The sequence below is a fragment of the Sphingobium sp. KKT206 genome (genome assembly GCF_055640555.1).
This window is the reverse complement of sequence record NZ_CM145764.1, coordinates 1,313,336-1,335,032: the sequence shown is the minus strand read 5'-3', so window position 1 is coordinate 1,335,032 and position 21,697 is coordinate 1,313,336. Positions and strand designations below refer to the sequence as shown.

At 62.5% G+C, this 21,697-nt stretch carries 21 protein-coding genes and 1 tRNA gene; 13 read left to right on the top strand and 9 right to left on the bottom strand.

The features are described 5' to 3' along the window. The first annotated feature begins 22 nt into the window (after nucleotides 1–22). The 5 genes from ACZ2HM_RS06165 (at nucleotide 23) to ACZ2HM_RS06145 (ending at nucleotide 4,208) form a co-directional block, all read left to right on the top strand. On the top strand, nucleotides 23–256 hold the full coding sequence (locus ACZ2HM_RS06165; RefSeq protein WP_007689016.1) for an acyl carrier protein: 234 nt from the start codon (nucleotides 23–25) through the stop codon (nucleotides 254–256). 166 nt (nucleotides 257–422) lie between these two features. After that, a complete protein-coding gene (gene fabF / locus ACZ2HM_RS06160; RefSeq protein WP_470426507.1) occupies nucleotides 423–1,682 on the top strand; it encodes a beta-ketoacyl-ACP synthase II in 1,260 nt (419 codons plus the stop codon). A 365-nt stretch (nucleotides 1,683–2,047) separates the two neighbouring features. Next, complete coding sequence (gene mltG, locus ACZ2HM_RS06155; protein WP_470426506.1) at nucleotides 2,048–3,049, top strand: endolytic transglycosylase MltG; 1,002 nt, start codon at nucleotides 2,048–2,050, stop codon at nucleotides 3,047–3,049. Between the two features lie 108 nt (nucleotides 3,050–3,157). Next, nucleotides 3,158–3,697, top strand: a complete 540-nt coding sequence (locus ACZ2HM_RS06150) for a redoxin family protein (RefSeq protein ID WP_470426505.1) — start codon at nucleotides 3,158–3,160, stop codon at nucleotides 3,695–3,697. 37 nt (nucleotides 3,698–3,734) lie between these two features. Beyond that, complete coding sequence (locus ACZ2HM_RS06145; RefSeq protein ID WP_470426504.1) at nucleotides 3,735–4,208, top strand: 2'-5' RNA ligase family protein; 474 nt, start codon at nucleotides 3,735–3,737, stop codon at nucleotides 4,206–4,208. A 108-nt stretch (nucleotides 4,209–4,316) separates the two neighbouring features. Here the strand turns inward: ACZ2HM_RS06145 and ACZ2HM_RS06140 are convergent, their stop codons facing one another. From ACZ2HM_RS06140 to ACZ2HM_RS06110, 7 genes are all read right to left on the bottom strand, one after another. Next, nucleotides 4,317–5,543: an NAD(P)/FAD-dependent oxidoreductase gene (locus tag ACZ2HM_RS06140; protein ID WP_470426503.1), complete on the bottom strand. Its 1,227-nt coding sequence runs from the start codon at nucleotides 5,541–5,543 to the stop codon at nucleotides 4,317–4,319. A gap of 153 nt (nucleotides 5,544–5,696) precedes the next feature. Next, on the bottom strand, nucleotides 5,697–6,380 hold the full coding sequence (locus tag ACZ2HM_RS06135; RefSeq protein ID WP_470426502.1) for a Fe2+-dependent dioxygenase: 684 nt from the start codon (nucleotides 6,378–6,380) through the stop codon (nucleotides 5,697–5,699). A gap of 18 nt (nucleotides 6,381–6,398) precedes the next feature. Next, nucleotides 6,399–7,016: an energy transducer TonB gene (locus tag ACZ2HM_RS06130; RefSeq protein ID WP_443210927.1), complete on the bottom strand. Its 618-nt coding sequence runs from the start codon at nucleotides 7,014–7,016 to the stop codon at nucleotides 6,399–6,401. Nucleotides 7,017–7,338: 322 nt separating this feature from the next. Next, complete coding sequence (locus ACZ2HM_RS06125) at nucleotides 7,339–9,771, bottom strand: TonB-dependent receptor (protein ID WP_470426501.1); 2,433 nt, start codon at nucleotides 9,769–9,771, stop codon at nucleotides 7,339–7,341. 386 nt (nucleotides 9,772–10,157) lie between these two features. Then, on the bottom strand, nucleotides 10,158–12,335 hold the full coding sequence (gene purL / locus ACZ2HM_RS06120) for a phosphoribosylformylglycinamidine synthase subunit PurL (protein ID WP_037476472.1): 2,178 nt from the start codon (nucleotides 12,333–12,335) through the stop codon (nucleotides 10,158–10,160). A gap of 288 nt (nucleotides 12,336–12,623) precedes the next feature. After that, nucleotides 12,624–13,598: a DUF2971 domain-containing protein gene (locus ACZ2HM_RS06115; RefSeq protein ID WP_470426500.1), complete on the bottom strand. Its 975-nt coding sequence runs from the start codon at nucleotides 13,596–13,598 to the stop codon at nucleotides 12,624–12,626. 242 nt (nucleotides 13,599–13,840) lie between these two features. Beyond that, a complete protein-coding gene (locus tag ACZ2HM_RS06110; RefSeq protein ID WP_037476478.1) occupies nucleotides 13,841–14,224 on the bottom strand; it encodes a hypothetical protein in 384 nt (127 codons plus the stop codon). Between the two features lie 181 nt (nucleotides 14,225–14,405). Between ACZ2HM_RS06110 and ACZ2HM_RS06105 the strand changes: the two genes are divergently transcribed. The 5 genes from ACZ2HM_RS06105 (at nucleotide 14,406) to queA (ending at nucleotide 18,072) form a co-directional block, all read left to right on the top strand. After that, a complete protein-coding gene (locus ACZ2HM_RS06105) occupies nucleotides 14,406–14,666 on the top strand; it encodes an exodeoxyribonuclease VII small subunit (RefSeq protein WP_037476479.1) in 261 nt (86 codons plus the stop codon). 5 nt (nucleotides 14,667–14,671) lie between these two features. Next, entirely contained in the window at nucleotides 14,672–15,580 is a 909-nt protein-coding gene (locus tag ACZ2HM_RS06100) for a polyprenyl synthetase family protein (protein WP_310222688.1), read from the top strand. 5 nt (nucleotides 15,581–15,585) lie between these two features. Continuing rightward, complete coding sequence (gene coaD, locus ACZ2HM_RS06095) at nucleotides 15,586–16,098, top strand: pantetheine-phosphate adenylyltransferase (protein WP_470426499.1); 513 nt, start codon at nucleotides 15,586–15,588, stop codon at nucleotides 16,096–16,098. 92 nt (nucleotides 16,099–16,190) lie between these two features. Beyond that, on the top strand, nucleotides 16,191–16,931 hold the full coding sequence (locus tag ACZ2HM_RS06090; RefSeq protein ID WP_069066529.1) for a peptidylprolyl isomerase: 741 nt from the start codon (nucleotides 16,191–16,193) through the stop codon (nucleotides 16,929–16,931). 112 nt (nucleotides 16,932–17,043) lie between these two features. After that, nucleotides 17,044–18,072 (top strand): tRNA preQ1(34) S-adenosylmethionine ribosyltransferase-isomerase QueA, encoded by a 1,029-nt coding sequence (queA, locus tag ACZ2HM_RS06085; RefSeq protein ID WP_470426498.1) that lies wholly within the window; start codon nucleotides 17,044–17,046, stop codon nucleotides 18,070–18,072. A 6-nt stretch (nucleotides 18,073–18,078) separates the two neighbouring features. Here the strand turns inward: queA and ACZ2HM_RS06080 are convergent, their stop codons facing one another. Further along, complete coding sequence (locus ACZ2HM_RS06080; protein ID WP_037476486.1) at nucleotides 18,079–18,414, bottom strand: DMT family protein; 336 nt, start codon at nucleotides 18,412–18,414, stop codon at nucleotides 18,079–18,081. A gap of 117 nt (nucleotides 18,415–18,531) precedes the next feature. Here ACZ2HM_RS06080 and ACZ2HM_RS06075 point away from each other — a divergent pair. From ACZ2HM_RS06075 to ACZ2HM_RS06065, 3 genes are all read left to right on the top strand, one after another. Next, nucleotides 18,532–18,607, top strand: a tRNA-Ala gene (locus ACZ2HM_RS06075). Between the two features lie 65 nt (nucleotides 18,608–18,672). Further along, nucleotides 18,673–19,443 (top strand): NUDIX hydrolase, encoded by a 771-nt coding sequence (locus tag ACZ2HM_RS06070; RefSeq protein WP_037476487.1) that lies wholly within the window; start codon nucleotides 18,673–18,675, stop codon nucleotides 19,441–19,443. 3 nt (nucleotides 19,444–19,446) lie between these two features. Continuing rightward, nucleotides 19,447–20,172 carry an extensin-like domain-containing protein gene (locus ACZ2HM_RS06065; RefSeq protein ID WP_037476488.1) on the top strand — a complete coding sequence of 242 codons (726 nt, stop codon included), beginning with the start codon at nucleotides 19,447–19,449 and terminating at the stop codon, nucleotides 20,170–20,172. 13 nt (nucleotides 20,173–20,185) lie between these two features. Here ACZ2HM_RS06065 and trpE read toward each other — a convergent pair whose 3' ends face one another. Next, nucleotides 20,186–21,697: an anthranilate synthase component I gene (gene trpE / locus ACZ2HM_RS06060; RefSeq protein ID WP_470426497.1), complete on the bottom strand. Its 1,512-nt coding sequence runs from the start codon at nucleotides 21,695–21,697 to the stop codon at nucleotides 20,186–20,188.

Genomic DNA, 21,697 nt, shown 5'->3' with positions numbered 1-21,697 from the left:
TACCAGTCAAGAAGGACCACTCATGAGTGAGACCGCGGATCGCGTAAAGAAAATCGTCGTCGAGCATCTGGGCGTTGAAGCCGAAAAGGTGACCGAGGATGCCAGCTTCATCGACGATCTGGGCGCTGACAGCCTCGACATCGTTGAGCTGGTCATGGCGTTCGAAGAAGAATTCGGCGTCGAAATCCCCGACGATGCGGCCGAGAAGATCGCCACCGTCAAGGATGCCATCGATTATATCGACAGCAAGCAGTAAGGCGTTTCGCGGCCCGCAATAAGCGGGCCGCCTTTCGTGTTAGGAAATGGCTCCTCCTGTCCGGTGACCCCGGAGCGCGGGGAGCTTTTTCGTATCTGATGCAGCGTTTGCAGGCCGGATCGGCCAGACCTACATTGCGTCAAAGAGACTATTTCGGAGCAAATATATGCGTCGCGTCGTCGTAACCGGCCTTGGCATGGTCAGCCCGCTTGGCGGGGATGTGGAAACCACATGGAAGAACATCATCGCGTCCAAATCCGGCGCGGCGACGATCACGCGGTTCGACCCGACCGATTATAAGTGCCGCATCGCATGCGAAGTGAAGCCCAAAGAGCATGAATATGGCTTTGACCCCTATTTGGAGGTGGATCACAAGATCCAGCGCCAGGTCGACCTGTTCATCGTCTTCGGCATCGCCGCCGCGAGCGAGGCGCTGCGCGACGCGGGCCTGCTCAACATGACCGAGGAGGAACGGTTCCGGGCCGGTTGCTCGATCGGGTCGGGCATCGGCGGCCTGCCGGGCATCGAGAGCGAATCGCTGGTCCTGGCGAACAAGGGGCCGAGCCGGGTCAGCCCGCATTTCGTCCATGGCCGCCTGATCAACCTGATCTCTGGCCAGGTCAGCATCAAATATGGCCTGATGGGACCGAACCATGCGGTCGTCACCGCTTGCTCGACCGGCGCCCATTCGATCGGCGACGCCGCGCGCATGATCGCGATGGACGATGCCGACGTCATGCTGGCGGGTGGCGCGGAGAGCGCGATCTGCCCGATCGGCATCGCCGGTTTCTCGCAGGCGCGGGCGCTCTCGACCAATTTCAACGACGATCCGACGCGCGCCAGCCGCCCCTATGACGTCAACCGCGACGGTTTCGTCATGGGCGAAGGCGCGGGCGTCGTCGTGCTGGAGGAATATGAGCGGGCCAAGGCGCGCGGCGCGAACATCTATGCCGAAGTGCTGGGCTATGGCCTGTCGGGTGACGCTTATCATGTCACCGCGCCGCACCCGGAAGGCTCCGGGGCGTTCCGTTCGATGCAGATGGCGCTCAAGAAGTCGGGCCTCAGCCTTGAAGATATCGACTATGTGAACGCGCATGGCACATCGACGCCGATGGGCGACGAACTGGAACTGGGCGCAGTGCGCCGTTTGTTCGGCGACCAGATCGGCGCGATGTCGATGAGTTCGACCAAGTCGGCGATCGGCCATTTGCTGGGTGGCGCGGGCGCGGTGGAAAGCATCTTCTGCATCCTTGCCATGCGCGACCAGATCGTGCCGCCGACGCTCAACCTCGATGAACCGAGCGAAAGCTGCAAGGGTGTAGATCTTGTCCCGCATGTCGCCAAGCAGCGCAAGGTGCGCGCGGTGCTGAACAATTCGTTCGGCTTTGGTGGGACTAATGCGTCGTTGATCATGAAGGCGATCTGAGGACGAAATTTCTCCCCTGGTAGGGGATCGTTGCGAAATGCGGATTGCTTACGAAGCATCGTCATTCCCGCGAAGGCGGGAACCCATCTCCCACCTTATCGTCTTGATTTTAGGTCCGGAGATGGATCCCCGCCTTCGCGGGGATGACGGAAGAACCTGTGGGTGATGAATTTCGCGACAATTCCCTGTAGGGGAAGGTGGTAGGGCGTAGCCCTGATGGAGGGGTGTCACCCTATCGAGAGGTTGATACCCCTCCACCGCCTTCGGCGGTCCCCTTCGGCAGAGTCACGTGCCTCTGCCGAACCTTACAGGGGAGGATCAGGGGAGGATTTGGCGGTCGTGGATATTCCTCTGGGGCGATGGTGATGATGGCAAGACGATCGAACCGGAATTCGAAGCAACGACTGGGCTGTATCGTCCTGCTGATCGGCCTCGCCGTTGCGGCTTTCATTGCCTTTCGCTTCGTGGCGGGCTGGACCGAACAGGGGCCGGCGGCCCAGGATGTCAGCGTGGTCGTGCGCGAGGGGTCTACGCTGTCCGATGCGGCGGTGCTGTTGAAACAGGCGGGCGCGGTGCGGTCGGCCGATGCTTTCCTGACGCGGGCCAAGATTTTCGGGGCGGGCACGCCGATCAAGGCGGGGGAGTTCGTCATTCCGGCCGGGGCCAGCAACAGCGATATTCTCTCCATCCTGCAGGGCGGCAAGACGCTGACCCGGTTGATCACCATTCCCGAAGGCATGCCCTCCATCCTGGTGCATGAGCGGTTGATGGCGAATGACCAACTGACCGGCGACATTCCCGTGCCGGAGGAGGGGAGCGTGCTGCCCGACAGCTATGCCTTCGACAAGGGTGAGCCGCGCGCCGCCGTGCTGAAGCGCATGCAAGCGGCGATGGACGAGGCGCTGGCCAAATTATGGGCCGAACGCGCGCCCAATACGGTCGCAAAGACGCCGAAGGAAGCGGTCATCCTGGCCAGTATCGTCGAGAAGGAAACCGCCGTTGCCGCCGAGCGGCCGACGGTCGCGGGCGTCTATAGCAATCGCCTGCGCACCAATATGATGTTGCAGGCCGACCCGACGATCATCTACCCGATCACGCGCGGCAAGCCGTTGGGTCGGCGCATCCGCAAGTCGGAGATTGCCGACGTCAACGACTATAATACTTATGCGATGGTCGGCCTGCCCAAGGGGCCGATCGCCAATCCGGGGCGGTTGTCGATCCTCGCCGTGCTGCATCCGGCCGAGACCAAGGCGCTCTATTTCGTCGCGGACGGCAAGGGCGGCCACATCTTCGCCGACACCTATCAGCAGCATAATGAGAATGTGCGCAAATGGTTCGAAATAAGGCGTTCGCGCGGCGAGCTTTGAGGCGCTGCGTCGATTGAAGGCAGGGCGCGATTGCCGTCCGGCTTCCTAATCCCCATAAAGATGCTTGCCGCCTGTGCGACAAGGCGGCCCTGATTGGGAGACGCACTGATGCTCGGAAGAACCGTACCGAATGTGACGCTCAAGACGCGCGTGCGCGATGAAAGCGTCGAGGGGCCAAACCCCTATCGCTGGCAGGATGTGCAGACCGGCGACTTGTTCGCGGGCAAGCGCGCCGTGGTGTTCTCGCTGCCTGGTGCTTTCACGCCGACCTGTTCGACCGAGCAATGCCCGGCGTTCGAGCGTTCGTACGATGATTTCAAGGCGGTCGGTATCGATGATGTCTATTGCATATCGGTCAACGATGCCTTCGTCATGTTCCAGTGGGGCAAGCAATTGGGTCTCAAAAATGTGAAGCTGTTGCCCGATGGGTCGGGGGATTTTACCCGGCGGATGGGCATGTTGATCAAGAAGAACCATCTGGGCTTTGGCGACCGTAGTTGGCGGTACGCCATGGTCGTGGAAGACGGTAAGATCGTTGCCTGGTTCGAGGAGCCCGGAATCAACGATAGTGGCGAAGATGAAGACCCCTATGGCGAAACCCAGCCTGAACCCGTGCTGGAATGGTTGAAGGCGCATCCGGCTGGTTGAGGCTGCCCCACCGGCCCCCATCATCGTCAGCGCGCTGATGGGGGCGGCGGACTTCGCCTGGGCGGACGGGCTGCGCCGGGCGCATTTTCCGCCTGAACGCAATTTTCTGTCGGCGCATATCACGCTGTTCCATCATCTGCCGCCTTCGGTGTTGGGGGAGGTGAGGGATCGGCTCAAGGCCTTGTGTCGGGGACCGGCTCCGGCGGCGCGGTTGAGCGAGGTCATGATGCTGGGGCGGGGGGTGGCCTATCGGATCGACAGCCCGGAACTGGCGGCGATGCGCGACGAACTGGCGGAGGCGTTTACGGGGCTATTGACGCCGCAGGACCAGGCGCGACCCCGGCTGCATGTGACGGTGCAGAACAAGGTTGCGCCTGCGGAAGCGAAGGCGCTGGCAGAGCAGTTGCGGGCGAACTTTGTGCCGCGACCCTTCGTGATCGCCGGGCTGGCGGCGTGGCATTATCGCGGAGGGCCTTGGGAGCTGGCGATGAAGGCGAGTTTTCGGGGGTAGGTATATGTTTCCGTTCGCCCTGAGCCTGTCGAAGGGCCGCTCTTCTTAAGTAGAAGAAAAGGGCTTCGACAGCCCCGGATCAAGTCCGGGGCCGAACGGATTTTTACTTTATGCCAGCCCGACTTCCTTCAACGGCACGCTGGCATCGGCCAGTTGCGTCTGGTCAAGCGCCGCGCCGGACAGGACATGGGCGCGGCCCTGGACATAATCCTTGACCATGTTGACGCAATCGAGCGCGATGACCTTGCCGCCTTTCAGATAGACGACCGAAAAGCTGCGCGTCGCTGGATCGCCGCGGGTGATCGCCTGATCGAAGCCGGTGGAGAGGCCGACGGTCTGGAGCTTGAGATCATATTGGTTCGACCAGAACCAGGGCACGGCGTTGTAAGCCTCTTCCTTGCCCAGGATGTGCGCCACCGCGACCTTGGCCTGGTCATTGGCGTTCTGCACGGATTCGAGCCGCATCTGTGCGCCACCGGCGAAGCGGTTGGCGTGCGCGGCGCAATCGCCCACGGCATAGATGTCGGGCAGGCTGGTGCGGCAATATTCATCGACGTCGACGCCATTGCCGCCCGCTGCGCCCGCCGCGATCAACGGGCCGGTTTCGGGGATGATGCCGATGCCGACGATCACCATATCGGTCTCGATCCGCTCGCCATCTTCCATTAGCACGGCGGTTGCCTCGCCATCGACAACCTCGATGCAGTCCATCCGCGCGCCGGTGCGCAGGTCGACGCCATGGGCGCGATGTTCGGCTTCGTAGAAGCGCGACAATTGTTCGCCCGCGACCCGCGCCAGCACCCGGTCGAGCGCTTCGAGCAGCACGACGGTCTTGCCGAATTTGGTCAGGACGGCGGCGGCTTCCAGGCCGATATAGCCGCCGCCGATGATGGTGACATGATTGATACTGTCGAGCTTTGCCATCATCGCATCGACATCGTCGCGGCGGCGCACCGCATGGACGTTGGACGCATCTGCGCCGTTGCAGGTCAGCATCCGGGGGGTGCCGCCGGTACACCAGATCAGCTTGCCATAGCCGATTTCCTCGGTGCCGACCGTCACGAACTTGCCGACCGGATCGACGCTCTTGACGCGGCGGCCGAGCAGCATGTCGATGTTGCGCTCACCCCAGAAGGTGGCGGGACGGATCAGGATGCGGTCGAAACTCTTGTCGCCTGCGAAATATTCCTTGGACAAGGGCGGGCGCTCATAGGGCGGGTCCTTTTCGTCGCCGATCATCGCGACGCTGCCCTCGAACCCGTGCTGGCGCAGCGAAATCGCCGCCTGCGCGCCGGCATGGCCCGCACCCACGATCAGAACATCATAATAGCTCATCGGCCCGCAATCCTCTTTATCCCTTTGCGCTGCTGATAGGCGGGGTGTCGCAAGGGGTGCAAGGGGGATGTGCGAATCCGGGGGGATGGCGACAGCCGCCCCCACGATGTTCGATCAGGGCACGGCCGCTCCGCCACGGGTTACGCTGCCCTGTCAGGCTTCGGCCCAGCGGCGCAGCAAATTATGGTAGACGCCGGTGAGCCTGATGACCTCGCCATGATCATGGCCCAATGCCGCGGCTACGCCTTGAGCGCTGCGATCGAGGTCGAACAGCATCTGCCGTGCTCCATCGTCCCGGATCATCGACTGGACCCAGAAAAAGCTCGCGACCCTACGTCCCTGCGTAACCGGCTCCACGCGGTGCAGGGAGGATGACGGGTACACCACGGCGTGACCCGCTGGCAATTTTACCTGTTGCACTCCGAAATTGGTTTCGATCGTCAGCTCGCCGCCTTCATAGGCGTCGGGTGCCTCCAGAAACACGGTGACCGAGAGATCCGAGCGTACCCGAACGCCAGTGCCCGCCTGTATACGCACGGCGTTATCGACATGTATGCCAAAGGCCTGTCCGCCTTCGTAGCTGTTGAATAGCGGCGGAAAAATCTTGAGCGGCAGCGCAGCGGCGATGAACAGGGACGACCGGCCCAGCGCGTCGAGGATGACCTGCCCCGCCGAAATGGCGGCGGGCGCGTCTTCGGGCAATTGCAGATTGCGCTTGGCCAGCGCGGATTGATGGCCCGATGTCACATTGCCATCGACCCAGGTCGTTGGGTCGATCAGCGCGCGAATGGCGGCGATGCCCGGCGCATCGAGCAGGTCAGGAATGGCGATCAGCATGGAATTAAGGGGCTTCCGTTAATCAGGATCGGGTCGCAGGACGAAGGGGATTTCGACAAGGCCTCGCACCCGCATCGGTTGACCATCACGCAGCGTAGGTTTCCAGCGCCAGTGCTTCACCGCATCGCGTGCGGCGTTGTCGAGCCGGGAAAAGCCGCTGCTTTGGCTGACCATGATCGTTTCGACCGTCCCATCGACCCCCAGGATCAACTGGAGGACGACCGTGCCCTGCTCGCGCTTGCGGCGGCTCTCGATCGGATAGCGGGGCGGTTTGCCCGACACCATCTGCGTCCCGATATCGCCACCCTGAATGAGGCTGGGCGGGGCGGGTGGCAGGGCGGTCGGCGCGGCCGGGCCAGCGACGGCCACAAGAGTCGGTGCGGGGGCGGAAACGGCCTGTGGCGCGAGGGATGTCTGGACAGCCTGGGGCATGGGAACGGGCGTCTGCACGATCGGCGGCGGGGCGATGACCTCATGTGACGATGGTTGCGGCGGCGCTGCCGAGGCAGAGGGAGGCGGGGGTGGCGGCGGTGCGAGGTTGACGACAGTCAGTTTTGCTTCCTGCACGCGTATCACATGGCTGCGCACCTGGATCAGCATGCCGATCAACAGGGCGTGGACCAGAATGATAACCATAATCGCCGGAATATTGGGCTGCCTGCTGAAACCATAGGGATCGCGGGCGGCAGTGTATATCGTTGGCGAAACGAGAGGGGCCGATGGCACCGGAGGACGGTCGGCGAATGTAGCACTGTCATCGTCCGTCATGGGTTGAATTGCAGCGTGAAGCATAACAGCGCCCCCCTTTCCATCCGTTGCTCGGTCTTGAATAGGGCAATGACTAATGCGAATCAATCGCGACTTTGACCTCGTGCGAATGCGGGCGGACGGCGACCTGAGGAGAGGGTAGATCGCCGTCCGTCCTTCCCCGACCGGGACAGTGTCGGGGTATGCGGGATCAGAGCTGGTAGTTGAGGCTGAAGACAGCCGATCGGGTCGGTGCGGGTTGCGCCCAGCTGCCGCCGACGGCATTGCGCACCGTCGTCACATATTTCTCGTTCGTGAAATTCTGAACATTGACCTGCGCCTTGAGCCGGTCCGTGATCGGATAGTTCACCATGAGCCGGTGAATGGTATAGCTTGGTACGGAATAGCCGACATAAATGCCCGCCGTCAGTTGGGCCAATGTCGGTTGATTGAGCAGGAATTTACCCTGGTAGGTCAGCCCATAGCCCAGTTCCAGACCGAAATCGAAGCGGTAGGTGGTGAACAGGCTGCCGGAATGTTTGGGTGTATTCGTCAGCGCATAGCCCGCCGTCGGATCGATAAATGCCGCACTGTTGGCGCACGTACCCGCTGTCGGATCGGTCGCACCGGGATTGGCCAGACAGAAGTCGGACACACCCTGTTTGATCTCGCTCTTGAGATACATATAATTGGCCGAAATGGTCCAATTGCCGGTGATGTTGCCCGATGCGCCGAGCGAAAGCCCCTCGACCCGCTGGTGGCCATCGGTCGCCTGGTCCGGCAAGGTCGGGTCGCCCGACACGACCTTGATCTGGTCGCGATCGTTGCGGAAGATGGCGGCGGTCAACAAGAGCTTGGCATCGAACAAATCGGCCTTGGCACCGATCTCATAATTTTTGGTGGTTTCCGGCTCAACGTTGCAGGTCAGCGCGGCACAGGAGCCATCGACCGATACTTTCGAGGGCAGTTTGGAGTTGCCATAGGCAACATACAGGCTGGTGTTGGGCGTCGGTTTCACCACGGCACCGATCCGATAGGAAAACAGATTGTCGTTCACACGGAACGGGCCGGTGACGGCATTGATGGCGCCGAGATTGGCCGCACCTGGCGTTGTCACATAGCTGAACGAACGGTTGAAGCCCTTGGCCTTTTCGTACCGGACGCCACCATTGATCTCGAAAAAGTCGCTAAACTTGATGGCGTCGAATAGATAAGCGGCATAGCTGGTCTGCTCGCCGACATTATTGCTGGCGAGGATGAAGTTGACCGGCCCGGTGTAGATATTGCTGCCATAGGTGTAGCCTGCCGGACCGGAGACGACTTCGCCGGGATTGGATATGCTGACGAGCGGAAAGGCGGGGGTGGAGCCGTCTGCATTGCGCGGCAACGTGCCCTGCTTCTGGCGATATTGCTCCCACATGGCCGATGCGCCCAGCACCAAGCTGTGGGTAATCCCGGCGGTTTCGAAATCGGCACTGATGTCGAACTGATTATAGGCGGTCCTGTTGGAGATGAGCCGTTGCACGCCGCGTCCGCCGGTCGGCAGATAATAGCCTGCAGGAACGCTGGTGGTGACGCCTCCGCTCGTCACGGTGCAGGGCGCGCTGGCACCGTTGATATCCATCGGCTGCAAATTGGTGGACAGGCAGAATGTCCCGTTGGGTTGGCTGGTAACGGTATTCTGCTGGATATTTTCATAGCGCGTGAGGTTGCGGATCTTCAACTTATCGCTGAATGCATGGCTGAAAATGGTTTGCAGGCTATTGGTCTTGCTGTCCTGCCGGTCGAGATTGGCAAAGCCATAATAGCCGCTGCGGTCGAATTCTTCGAGAAATCCGCCATTATTGGCATAATAGCGAAGGCCATATTGCGGCATCGCCTTGTCATCCAGATGCTCGGCCTGAATGGTCAGGCTGGTCGGGCCATCGATGCCGATGGTGATGGCGGGCGCGATGCCCCAGCGCTTATAATCTTCGACATCGCGGCCGGGTACGTCATTTTCATGATAGACCGCGTTGATCCGCACCGCGATCAGGTCGTTCAGGCGCTTGTTCGTGTCCACGGTCGCTCGGTAATAATTGTCCGTGCCGATACCTGCGCTGAGCATCGTCTGATCGTCCGCCAGCGGCCGCTTGGTCACCAGATTGATCGTGCCGGCAACCGAGCCGCCGCCGTTCATGACCGAATTGGCACCGTTGGTCACTTCGACCTGCTCGATATTGTAGACCTCGTTGCGGTTGAGGAAGGCACCCGATCGCACACCGTCGATGGTCACATCATTCTTGGCATCCTGACCACGCAAGATGATCCGATCGCCATAGCCAAACCCACCTTCGCCCGCGCCGAAGGTAATGCCCGGTACGGTCGAAAGAACATCGCGTAGCGTCAGCAGATTTTGCTGCTGGATCGTAGCCTTGCCGATGACCGTGATGGTTTGCGGCGTGTCAAGCAGGGGGCGCACATATTTGGGCGATTCCGCCTTTTCGACTTTGACTGCGGATTCGTCGATGACCGTGTCGGTGACGGTCATGCCGCCCAGACGCTGGCCCGATGTGGCCTCTTGGGCCTGTGCGGCCGTGGCGAAGGCCATTGCGCCGACGCAGGACAAGGCCAGGAATGATGGCGTGGATGTGGTGTTGGACATGGAATGTTTCCCCCTGATTGCTGACCGGGGAATTATTGAGAACGTTTCGCAGAGTCAATGCTATTGCGAATAATTATCTATCAAGGCGCGCGGCTGATGCGCGTGCGGAATCATAAGAACGATATCGTGGAGGAGGCGCGGTCGCTATCGAGATTGCCGATGCGTATACAGGTGGGCCTATGGTGGGGCGGCGGAGGCGATCAAGCAGGGTAGGCCAGTTGCCGATCGCTATGCGCGCGTGACGTGCAGGGTCGTTCTGCAGTCATTGACCGCAGGGCAACCCTGGCTGATTCATGTGACGCTGCCCAATCGGCCTGATCACTGGATCTACGAGACATGGCGATTGGGCATATGCTTCGCCTGCGGACAGGCGTGATACCCAATCGTTAGAGTTCGCTGTCCATCAATTTGGGGAAGAAGCCTTCATGCGCGGCGCGCAGGTCGGTGAGGGCTACGCCCGCTACTGCGGCTCCACCAACGGTGCCGATGCGGACGGCGCCGGGCACGTCTATGTCATTGGCCGTCGTCAGGACGTAACGGCCCTGATCTTCGCCAAAGGCAGACGTAGTCGTGAGCGCGAGGTCAAGTGTTGCCCCGATCTTACCCGCCAAGGCCATTTCGGCGATGGTGACGATCAGGCCGCCGTCGGACACATCATGGACCGCGTTGGCGGTGCCCGAAGCGACGAGGGCGCGGATGGTGTCGGCATGGGCGCGTTCGGCGGCCAGATCGACCTTGGGCGCTTCGCCTGCTTCGCGACCGGCGATTTCGCGCAGCCAGATGGATTGGCCAAGATGCGTGCCTTCTCCGCCGATCAGCCAGATGGCGTCGCCTTCATTCTTGAATGCCACCGTCGCCATAGCATCCACATCGGCCAGCAAGCCGATCCCGCCGATCGCAGGCGTCGGCAAGATGGCGCTGCCGCCGCCGGTCGCCTTGCTCTCATTATAGAGCGACACGTTCCCGCTCACGATCGGGAAGTCCAAGGCCCGGCAGGCATCGCCCATGCCATCCAGGCAGCCCGTCAGTTGCGCCATGATTTCGGGGCGCTGCGGGTTGGCGAAGTTGAGGCAGTTGGTCACCGCCAGGGGCGTTGCGCCGACCGCGCTCAGATTGCGATAGCATTCGGCGATCGCCTGCTTGCCGCCTTCATAGGGGTCGGCATAGCAATAGCGCGGGGTGCAATCTGTGCTGATTGCGATGCCCTTTTGGCTGCCATGGACGCGGACGACTGCGGCGTCGCCGCCGGGGCGCTGGACGGTGTCGGCACCGACCATGTGATCATATTGTTCCCAGATCCAGCGGCGGCTGGCGATGTCGGGGCTGCCCATGAGTTTGAGCAGGTCCGCGCCGATGTCGGTGCTTTCGGGAATGTCGCCGAGCGGCTTGACGCCCGACCAGGCCTTATAGTCTTCCACCGGCATCGACGGGCGATCATAGAGCGGCGCATCATCGGCCAGCGGGGCGAGCGGAATGTCGCACACGGTTTCGCCATGATGGACCAGCACCATGCGGCCGCTGTCGGTCACTTCGCCGATGATCGCGAAGTCCAGTTCCCATTTGTGGAAAATGGCTTCGGCAAAGGCTTCGCGGCCGGGCTTCAACACCATCAACATGCGCTCCTGCGATTCGGAGAGCATCATTTCATAGGCGGTCATGCCGGTTTCGCGCTGCGGCACGGCATCCATGTTGAGCAGCAGGCCAACGCCGCCCTTGGACGCCATTTCGACGCTGGAGGAGGTGAGGCCCGCCGCGCCCATATCCTGAATCGCGACGATCGCGTCCGACGCCATGAGTTCGAGGCAGGCTTCGATCAGCAGCTTTTCGGTGAAGGGATCGCCAACCTGCACGGTGGGGCGCTTGGCATCGGCGTCATCGCCGAAATCGGCGCTCGCCATGGTTGCGCCATGGATTCCGTCGCGCCCGGTCTTGGAGCCGACATAGACGATGCTATTGCCCACGCCTGACGCGGCGCTGTAGAAAATCTTGTCGGTGTCGGCGATGCCCACCGTCATGGCGTTGACCAGGATATTGCCGTCATAAGCGGGGTGGAAATTCACCTCGCCGCCGACGGTCGGCACGCCCACGCAATTGCCATAGCCGCCAATGCCGCGCACCACGCCAGAGATCAGGTGGCGCATCTTGGGGTGATCGGGTCGCCCGAAACGCAGCGCGTTCATGTTGGCGATCGGCCGCGCGCCCATGGTGAACACGTCGCGCAAAATGCCGCCGACGCCCGTCGCCGCGCCCTGATAGGGTTCGATATAGGACGGGTGGTTGTGGCTCTCCATCTTGAAGATCGCCGCTTGCCCATCGCCGATATCGACCACGCCGGCATTTTCGCCGGGGCCGCAAATCACCTGCGGGCCAGTGGTCGGCAGCTTCATCAGGTGGATCTTGGAGGATTTATACGAGCAATGCTCCGACCACATGACCGAGAATATGCCAAGTTCCGTCAGGTTCGGCGCGCGGCCGATCGCCTTTAGAACGCGGTCATATTCTTCCGGGCTCAGGCCATGTTCGGCGACGATTTCCGGGGTGATCTGGGTGGCGGTGCTGGACATGCCGCGCCTTTAGCGGCCGCGTGGGCGGAGAGCAATGGCGGCGTGCATGCTTTGGTGGACATGCGTCGATCGGGCGGGAGAAACGGGATAAGAGGCTGTCGCGCCTCTCCCGTACTTGCCTGCTGCCATTGCGCGCAGAGGGGCAAAGAAATACGGGCGGTAGTAAGCGCCATTGCGCCAGTTCCCGCTCTTCCGAAAAGGAAGCCCAATCGGCAGCCACGGCTTGGTGGTAACAGGTTCGATTAGATCCGGTCGAATATCTACATACCCTTAGCTACGATAATTGGCTCATCGTCGCAGAGGTATGTTGCAGGCGATCACCTTGTCTACCGCATCTTTTACGCCGTTTTCATCCAGCAATGTCACAAACCCCTCCCAAACCAAATTCGGATTGGGAGTCGGGCCAATGAGGATCTTAAACAACAAACTGTTTATGTCCGCATTTTGCACCTGATGTTCGGGTATGTTTCGCATCGGTAAGTAAAATACCTTCTGCACAATACCATTGATGCTGACAATCTTGCTAGGGGGGCTATTTGCAACGGGGGCTAGTTGTGCTCGGTGAATAATTCGCCACTCATTTTCCTCCTCGAAACCCGGATGTTTTGCCGAAAGGATCATTACGTCGACTGCGTATTTCAGGTTTGTCTTAACCGTTTCTGGATCGATCTGCCGCAGCGCATCCCGGTTCGCTATCATCGCTTCAACAATATGCGCGATGCCCGCCACGAACTTGCTAGGGCCGCCATAATCAACCGGAGCTATCACGACGTCGTAGGCCGTTTGGGGCGTCATGAAAGCTTCGGGATTGAGAAGGATGCAGACGTTCGCATCTCCCCCATAGGCACGCCACATGCTGAGCTTGCCTTGATGAAGTTCGGCTCCCTTATGAAGCGCAAGACTTAATAGGTAGGTGCTGCGCTTGATGGCGTAGACCTCTTGGTCCATCATAGTGAAAGCGCTCAGAATACTTTCATGAATTCCGTTGCAAGCTTCAATAAGCCTATTGCAAAGCTGCTCATTCGTTAGGGTAAGTCGGAGCAATTGCTGGCCATATTCGATCTCACTGAAATCGTTCATTAGCATGGCATTACGGAGCCACAGGCAACGATCCTCATCGCGGGCCTTGATAATATCCACGGCGACCTGAGCGCTTGTGTAATGAGCGAACTTGATGCCGCTAGCGATCTCGGATTCCCGCTCTTTGCCCCAAGTAAAAAAAGTGTCGTTCAGAATGGCTTCGATCTGTTCGGGCGTGAGCATGGCCTAAGAGATATCAGCACCACCAAATTTGCCTAGGTGTTTAATCCCGTAGTTTGACAGCGTGATCCGCCCTTTGAAATCTAAGAAGTCCTATCACGTCTAGCTAATGGTCGCTTTCGGGTTCGGGTACCGCCCTACCTGACCACCGACAATTGGGCGAAACCCCCCAATGCGCGGACAAGAAAAAGGCCGGACCGTTAGGGGCGGTCCGGCCTGGAAATGGTTGAAAGGATCAGGCCGCCTTAAACGTGGCAGGCCTGCGCGCTCTTGCCAGGGACGGTGATGGTGACATTGTCGCCCGAACCGTCGATGGTGTAGCCGCCCTCGGCGGTGAAGGGCTGACCGGCTTCGGCTGCCTTCAGGGTGGTGGCTGCGCCGCCCTTTTCGGTGCGCAGCAGCGCGGTCTTGTCGTCGCTCATATAATCGACGAACAGCAAGCTGTTGTCCTTGCAGCGGAACTGCTTGTTGGCCTTGACCGACGGCGGCAGCTCGACGGGCGCGGCGTTGGCGAGTTCCGCAGCCATCGGGTCGGCGGGGCCGCCCACGACTTCGGGTTCGTCATTCTGGTTGCAGGCGGACAGCAAGCCAAGGCTCGCGGCGGCGATCAGGGTGATATAAGATTTCATAGCGATCCTTTTATGTGCGTGTGCAGCATGATGCGTCAACGCAAAACTGCGCTATTCCCGCCATGCGCTTGATATGACGTCATGCCGCAGTGCAGTCAGTGGGCTGTCCGAACCATAAGGCATATGCCCGATTGTCCGCTGCGGGCTTGACCGGGCGAGCGGTGGCGGTCAATGCAAGGGCATGGCCACCGACAGCAGCACGCAAGCCCCGGACCCCACCCAGCTTTCGTTCGAGGATGCGTTACGCGCCCTCGAATCGATCGTGCGCAGGCTCGAAAGCGGCGATGTGCCGCTCGATGAGTCGATCTCGCTTTATGCCCAGGGGGAAGCGTTGCGCAAACGCTGCGCCGACCGGCTGCAGGCGGCCGAGGCGCGGATCGCCAAGCTGACGGTCGACGCCAATGGCGCGGTGACCGGCGCGCAGCCGTTCGGCGCGGACTAAGCGGCATGGGGGGGGATGTTTCGTCGGCGGCGTTGCTGACCAGCCGTTCGCGCGATGTCGCCGCGCGGATCGATCATGCGTTCGACCTGCTCTTGCCCGTGCCCGACGATGCGCGCGCACGCCTCTATGAAGCGATGCGCCATGCCGCGATCGGTGGCGGCAAGCGGTTGCGCCCCCTGCTGGTCGAAGCGACCTGCGACCTGTTCAACATCGCGCGCGAATCGGCGCTGCGGGTCGGCCTGGCGGTCGAGTGCATCCATGTCTATTCGCTGATCCATGACGATCTGCCCGCTATGGACGATGACGATATGCGCCGCGGCAAGCCGACCGTCCACAAGGCCTTTGACGAAGCCAGCGCGATCCTGGCCGGCGATTGCCTGCACGATGTCGCCTTCGAAATCCTGGCCGACGAGCAGACTCATGCCGACCCGTTTGTCCGCATCGACCTGGTCAGGGCGCTCGCGCTCGCGAGTGGTCCGGCGGGCATGGCGGGCGGCCAGATGATGGACCTGGAGGCGGAAAAATCGCGCTTCGACCTCGCCACCGTCACCCGCCTGCAAAATCTCAAGACCGGGGCCTTGATCGCCTTCTGCGTCGAGGCGGCCGCGATCATGGCGCGCATCCCGGTGGAGGCGCGCACCAGCCTGCATGGCTATGCCCGCGACATTGGCCTCGCTTTCCAGATTGCCGACGATCTGCTGGATGTCGAGGGCGACGCGGACTTGGCGGGCAAGGCCTTGGGCAAGGATGCGGCGGCCGGCAAGGAAACCTTTGTGTCGCTGCTGGGCGTCGACCGCGCACGGGCGCAGGCGCATATGCTGGTCGATCAGGCCAAGGCGCATCTGCACGGCTATGGCGCGGAGGCCGACCTGTTGCGCGCCATCGCCGACTATATCATCGAAAGGGATCGCTAAGCCCCATGAGCAAGCAGCGTATCGGCGTCTATCCCGGCACCTTCGATCCCATCACCCTGGGCCATATGGACATCATCCGGCGCGGCGCGAAGCTGGTCGACAAGCTGGTGATCGGGGTCACGACCAATATCGCCAAATCGCCCATGTTCTCGGACGAAGAGCGGCTGGACATGGTGCGGCGCGAATGTGCGGAAATCGACGCCGACATCGTCGTCATCGGTTTCAATTCGCTGCTGATGGATTTCGCCGAATCGCAAGGGGCGAGCGTCATCGTGCGCGGTCTGCGCGCCGTTGCCGACTTCGAATATGAATATCAGATGGCGGGCATGAACCAGCAGATCAATGCGCGTGTCGAGACCGTTTTCCTGATGGCGGACGTCTGCCTGCAACCGATCGCGTCGCGCCTGGTCAAGGAGATCGCGCTGTACGGCGGGCCGATCCACAAATTCGTCAGTCCCGCCGTGCGCGATGAAGTCGTGGCGCGGGTCGAAAAGATGGGCCGCAAGGGCGGGGTATAATTCCGCTCAGCCTGCGTTCAGTTGCCAATCGCGATCAGCGCGCTATCAGGGCGGCTTGGCCCTATGCCCATAAGATCAAGGAAGTCTGCTTCATGCGTTTCACCTGCGCGCTCAAGACCATGGCGATCGGTGTCGCCCTCGCAACCTCCGGCTTTGCCTATGCGCAGGGTGCGCCCGGTGGCGGCGGGGGTGACGAAGCGAAGCGGGCCGAGGCTGCCGTGCGCGCGCAGGACAATGCCAAGTCGCTGGAAACCGACCTTACCCCCAAGCTGCCGCCCGCGACCGTCCCGGCCGATCCGCAGAATATCTGGGATCTGGACCTGTCGACCGGCGGCCGCGTCCGCATCCAGTTGCGTCCCGACATCGCGCCTGCGCATGTCGAGCGGATCAAGGAACTGACGCGCCAGGGCTTCTATAATGGCCTGAAATTCCACCGCGTCATCCCCGGCTTCATGGCGCAGGGCGGCGACCCCAAGGGCGACGGCACCGGCGGATCGCAGCTCCCCGACCTCAAGGCCGAATTCAACCCGATGCCGCATCTGCGCGGCACCCTGTCGATGGCGCGTGCGCAGAGCGAGGACAGCGCCAACAGCCAGTTCTTTATCGTCCTGCTGCCCCGGATGCAGCTCGACAAGAAATATACCGTCTTCGGTCGCGTGATCGAAGGCATGCAATATGTCGATTCGATCGCGCAGGGCGAACCGCCCGCCAATCCCAGCACGATCCTGCAGGCCTCGATCGAAAGTGACGGCAAGCCGCCGGTGACGACGCCGATGCCCGGCATGGCCGCCCCCGCCGCCCCCTCGATCACCGCGCCTGCACCGGAACAATAATAGGCCACAGCTTTCCGTTCGCTTCGAGCGAAGTCGAGAAGCCGCTCGCGCAGCGGCGCGCCCGTCTCGACACGAACGGTTGCTGGCTTGATCACACGAAACAGATAGACCGATGCGCGTAGACCTGTTCGACTTCGACCTCCCGCCGGAAAACATAGCGCTGCGCCCCGCCAGCCCGCGCGATGCCGCACGGCTGTTGCTGGTGCCGGGGGCAGGGGACTTCGCCGACCTCACGGTGCGCGACTTGCCGGGCTTGCTGCGTGCGGGCGACGTCCTGGTCTTCAACGATACCCGCGTCATCCCTGCCCAGTTGGAAGGGACGCGTGGCGAAGCGCGGATCGGCGCGACGCTGCACAAGCGCCTGGGCCTGCGCCAATGGCAGGCCTTTCTGCGCAATGCCAAGCGGGTGCGCGATGGCGACCGGATCGACTTCGGCGCAGGCGTCACCGCGATCGCCGGGCCGCGCGACGAAGATGGCGGCGTGACGCTGGACTTCGAAGGCACCGAGCCGGTGGAAGTGCTGCTGGAACGGGCCGGCCGCATGCCCTTGCCCCCCTATATCGCCAGCAAGCGCCCGACCGACGAACGCGACGTCAGCGATTATCAGACCATGTTCGCGCGCGAGGATGGCGCCGTCGCCGCCCCCACCGCCGCGCTGCATTTCACGCCGGACCTGATAGCGGCGCTGGCGGACGCCGGGGTCCTGACGGAAACGCTGACGCTGCATGTCGGCGCAGGCACCTTCCTGCCGGTCAAGGCCGACGACACCGACGACCATCGCATGCACGCCGAATGGGGTCGGATCGAACCAGCCACCGCCGACCGGCTGAACGCCGCGCGCGCGGCGGGCGGTCGCCTGATCGCGGTCGGCACGACGTCGCTGCGCCTGCTGGAAAGCGCGGCGAGCGCAGACGGCATCATCCACCCCTTCGCCGACGAAACCCGCATCTTCATAACCCCCGGCTACCGCTTCCGCGCCATCGACGGGCTGATGACGAATTTCCACCTGCCCAAATCGACCCTCTTCATGCTGGTCAGCGCCCTGATGGGCCGCGACCGGATGCAGGCCGCCTACGCTCACGCCATTGGCAGCGGTTATCGTTTCTACAGCTATGGCGACAGTTCGCTCCTGCTGCCCTGATCCGACTCACTTCCCCACGAACAAAAACCCCACCGCGCCCATGATGCAGGCGAAGGCGGCGAGGTGGCGCCAGTGGAGCGGTTCGCCCAGCACGGTGACCATGAAGCCGCCGAAAATGACTAGCGCGATCGCTTCCTGCGCGACCTTGAGCTGCCCCGCGCTCCAGCCATGGGCATAGCCGATGCGGTTGGCGGGCACGGCAAAGCAATATTCGACCAGCGCGATGCCCCAGCTGATCAGGATGACCAGCAGGATCGGCTTCTCCATCCCGCCCTTGAGGTGCCAATACCAGGCAATGGTCATGAAGACATTGGAGATGATCAGCAGGGCGATGGTCGGCATAGGGGCCTCTTGTGGAACGGGCCAACGCTTTGGCACCGCGCGCGGCGGCGGCGCAAGCGATCGTGCAAAAAGACCGTTGCAAGCGCCAAATCCCTCGCCTATAGGCAGCGCTCCTTTGGGGCCTTAGCTCAGCTGGGAGAGCGCGTCGTTCGCAATGACGAGGTCAGCGGTTCGATCCCGCTAGGCTCCACCAACCCCTCCCTTTGGGGTTGCTCGAAGGACTTTACCGCCAGCGCCCCGCGCGCCTAAGGCGGTCTCATGACAGAATTGGAACAGCGCAGCCGTCCGGCTGCCACCGTCGTGATCGTGCGCGACCGGGCCGATGGGCCGCCGGATATATTGATGATGGAACGGGCCAGCACCATGGCCTTTGCCGCTGGTGCGCTGGTCTTTCCCGGCGGCGCGGTTGATGCGGAGGATCATGATCTGGCCGCGCGCATCGACCATGGACTGGAGCAGGACGAAGCCGCCGCGCGCATCGCCGCGATTCGCGAGACGATCGAGGAAGCCGGGCTGGGCGTTGGCTTGCATGGCGTGGTGGACGCGGCAACCGTGCTGCGTCTGCGTGACGGGCTGCAGGATGGCGTGCCCTTGCGCACTCTGCTCGACCGGCATGACCTAAGCGTCGCGTTCGATGCGCTGACGCCCTTCGCCCGCTGGCATCCCGCGCCCTTCGATCAGGCGACGCGGATATTCGACACGCGCTTCTACATCGCCCGCGCGCCGGACGGGCAGATGGCCACCGTCGATACGACCGAAAATGTAAAGCTGTTCTGGAGCGGCGCGGCGGCCACGCTGGCGCAATGCGATGCGGGGGAGGGGAAGGTGATCTATCCGACCCGGCGCAATCTGGAGCGGCTGGCCCTGTGCGCCAACTATGCTGACCTCGTCGCCCATGCGCGCGCCTATCCTGTCGAAAAAGTACGGCCCTGGCAGGAGGAGCGGGATGGCGAGCGGCATTTATGCATCCCCGATCATCTGGGATATCCGGTCACGTCGGAACCTATGGCGCGGGTCAGGCGTGCTTGAGCCATGCGCAAACTTCATGTGACCCTCCGCCGCCTCGTCCTGCTCGCCGTCCTGCTGTTTCTCCTGCTGCTTGGCTATGCGCTGGTGCGGCAGCGGCCGCAGGACATGCCCTGGACCGACCTGGACCTCAGCCAACCGATCGGCATGTTCACCGGGCGCAAGCTGACCGCGCTGACCGGTGACGCCGCGCAATGCCGCGCGCTGCTCGACCGGGCGGGCGTCGATTATGTCGCGGTGGAGCCGGGCGGCACCGACCAGTGCGCCTATGCCGATGCGGTGCGATTGCGCGCGGAAAAGGACGCGATCGCGCTGGCCCCGGCGTCGGTCGCGCCGTCCTGCCCGGTCGTCGCCGCGCTCAAACTATGGGAGTGGCAGGTCGTGCAGCCCGCCGCCCAGCGCATCTACGGCCAGTCGGTACGGTCCGTGCGCCATCTGGGCAGCTATAGCTGCCGCCGCATGTATGGCCGCAGCGAAGGCGACTATAGCGAACATGCGACCGCCGATGCGCTCGACGTGGCCGGTTTCACCCTGGCCGACGGCCGCAGCATCAGCGTGCTGCGCGATTGGAAAGGTGAGGGCGAGGATGCGCAATTCCTGCGCGCCGTGCGCGACGGGGCGTGCGACCTGTTTGCGACCGTCCTGTCACCCGACTATAATGCCGCGCACCGCGACCATTTCCATCTCGACCAGGCCGAACGCGGTGCGACCGGATGGCGGGCGTGCCGATAAGCCTTAGCCCCGTTTACTGCCCGAACCCCGCATCCCGCGCTAATGCCACGGCTTCGCGCGCCGCCGCCAGCAGCGCGCCGCTCTTGGCCTCGCATTCGCGCTGTTCATAGTCGGGGTTCGAATCCGCAACGATGCCCGCACCCGCCTGCACATGCATCACGCCATCCTTCAACACGGCGGTCCGCAGGACGATGCAACTGTCCATATTGCCGTCCGGCCCGAAATAGCCGACGCCGCCCGCATAAGCGCCGCGCGTTTCGGGTTCCAGCTCGGCGATGATTTCGCAGGCGCGCACCTTGGGCGCGCCGGACACGGTGCCCGCCGGAAAGCCCGCGAATAGCGCGTCGAGCGCGTCCTTCTCTGGCGACAGGCGGCCGACCACGTTGGACACGATATGCATGACATGGCTGTAAAATTCGACGGTGTAGCTGTCGGTCACGGTCACGCTGCCCGCCGTCGCCACGCGGCCGACATCGTTGCGCCCAAGGTCGAGCAGCATCAAATGTTCGGCCCGCTCCTTGGGATCGGCGAGCAGGCTTTCGCGGTTGGCGGCATCCTCCACGGCGTTCTTGCCGCGCGGGCGGGTGCCTGCGATCGGCCGGATCGTGACTTCGCCATCGCGCGCGCGGACGAGGATTTCGGGGCTGGAACCGATCAGCGCGAAGCCGGGCAGGTCGAGATAATAGAGGAAGGGCGACGGATTGATCCGCCGCAACGCGCGGTAGAGGGCGATCGGCGGCAGGGTGAAGGGGCTGGTGAAACGCTGTGCCAGCACGACCTGAAAAATATCGCCCGCAACGATATATTCTTTGGCGCGATCGACCATGGCGGCATAGCGGCCCGGCTCCAGCACCGGGGTCACCGCAACGTCGGCAATGTCGGCCGGAGCGGGGGCGGCCGGGATCGGCGCAGCCAGCCGCGCGGCGGTGGCCTCGATCCGCTCCAGCGCCTGCGCGATGGCGCGATCCGCGTCGGCAAAACTGCCCTTCCACACCGGCGCGACCAGATAGAGTTGGTCGGCCAAGCGATCGAAGATCAGGATGACGGTCGGCCGCACGAACAGCATGTCGGGCAGGTCGATCGGATTGGGGGCAGGGCGGGGCAGTTTCTCGACCAAACCCACCGTCTCATAGCCGAAATAACCAACCAGGCAGGCCAGCGCCGCGGGCAATGCCGGGTCCATCTCCGCCCGGCATTCGGCAACCAGATCGCGCAACGCATCCAGCGCACCCGCCTCCAGCGGCGCAAAGGCGTCGCGGTCGGTCGCCCAGTGACGGTTGATCGCGGCGCTCTGCCCATGGGCGCGAAACACCAGGTCGGGGGCCAGGCCGATCAGGCTGTAGCGGCCACGCACCGCGCCGCCTTCGACCGATTCGAGCAGATAGTCGCCGCGATCGGCCTCGAACAATTTGAGCGCGGCGGAAATCGGCGTGTCGGTGTCGGCAATCTGCCGCCGCCACACCAGCGCGGACTCGCCGCGCTCCAACGCCGCCCGCGCCGCTGCGTCGCCCCCGCCTGCGATCAT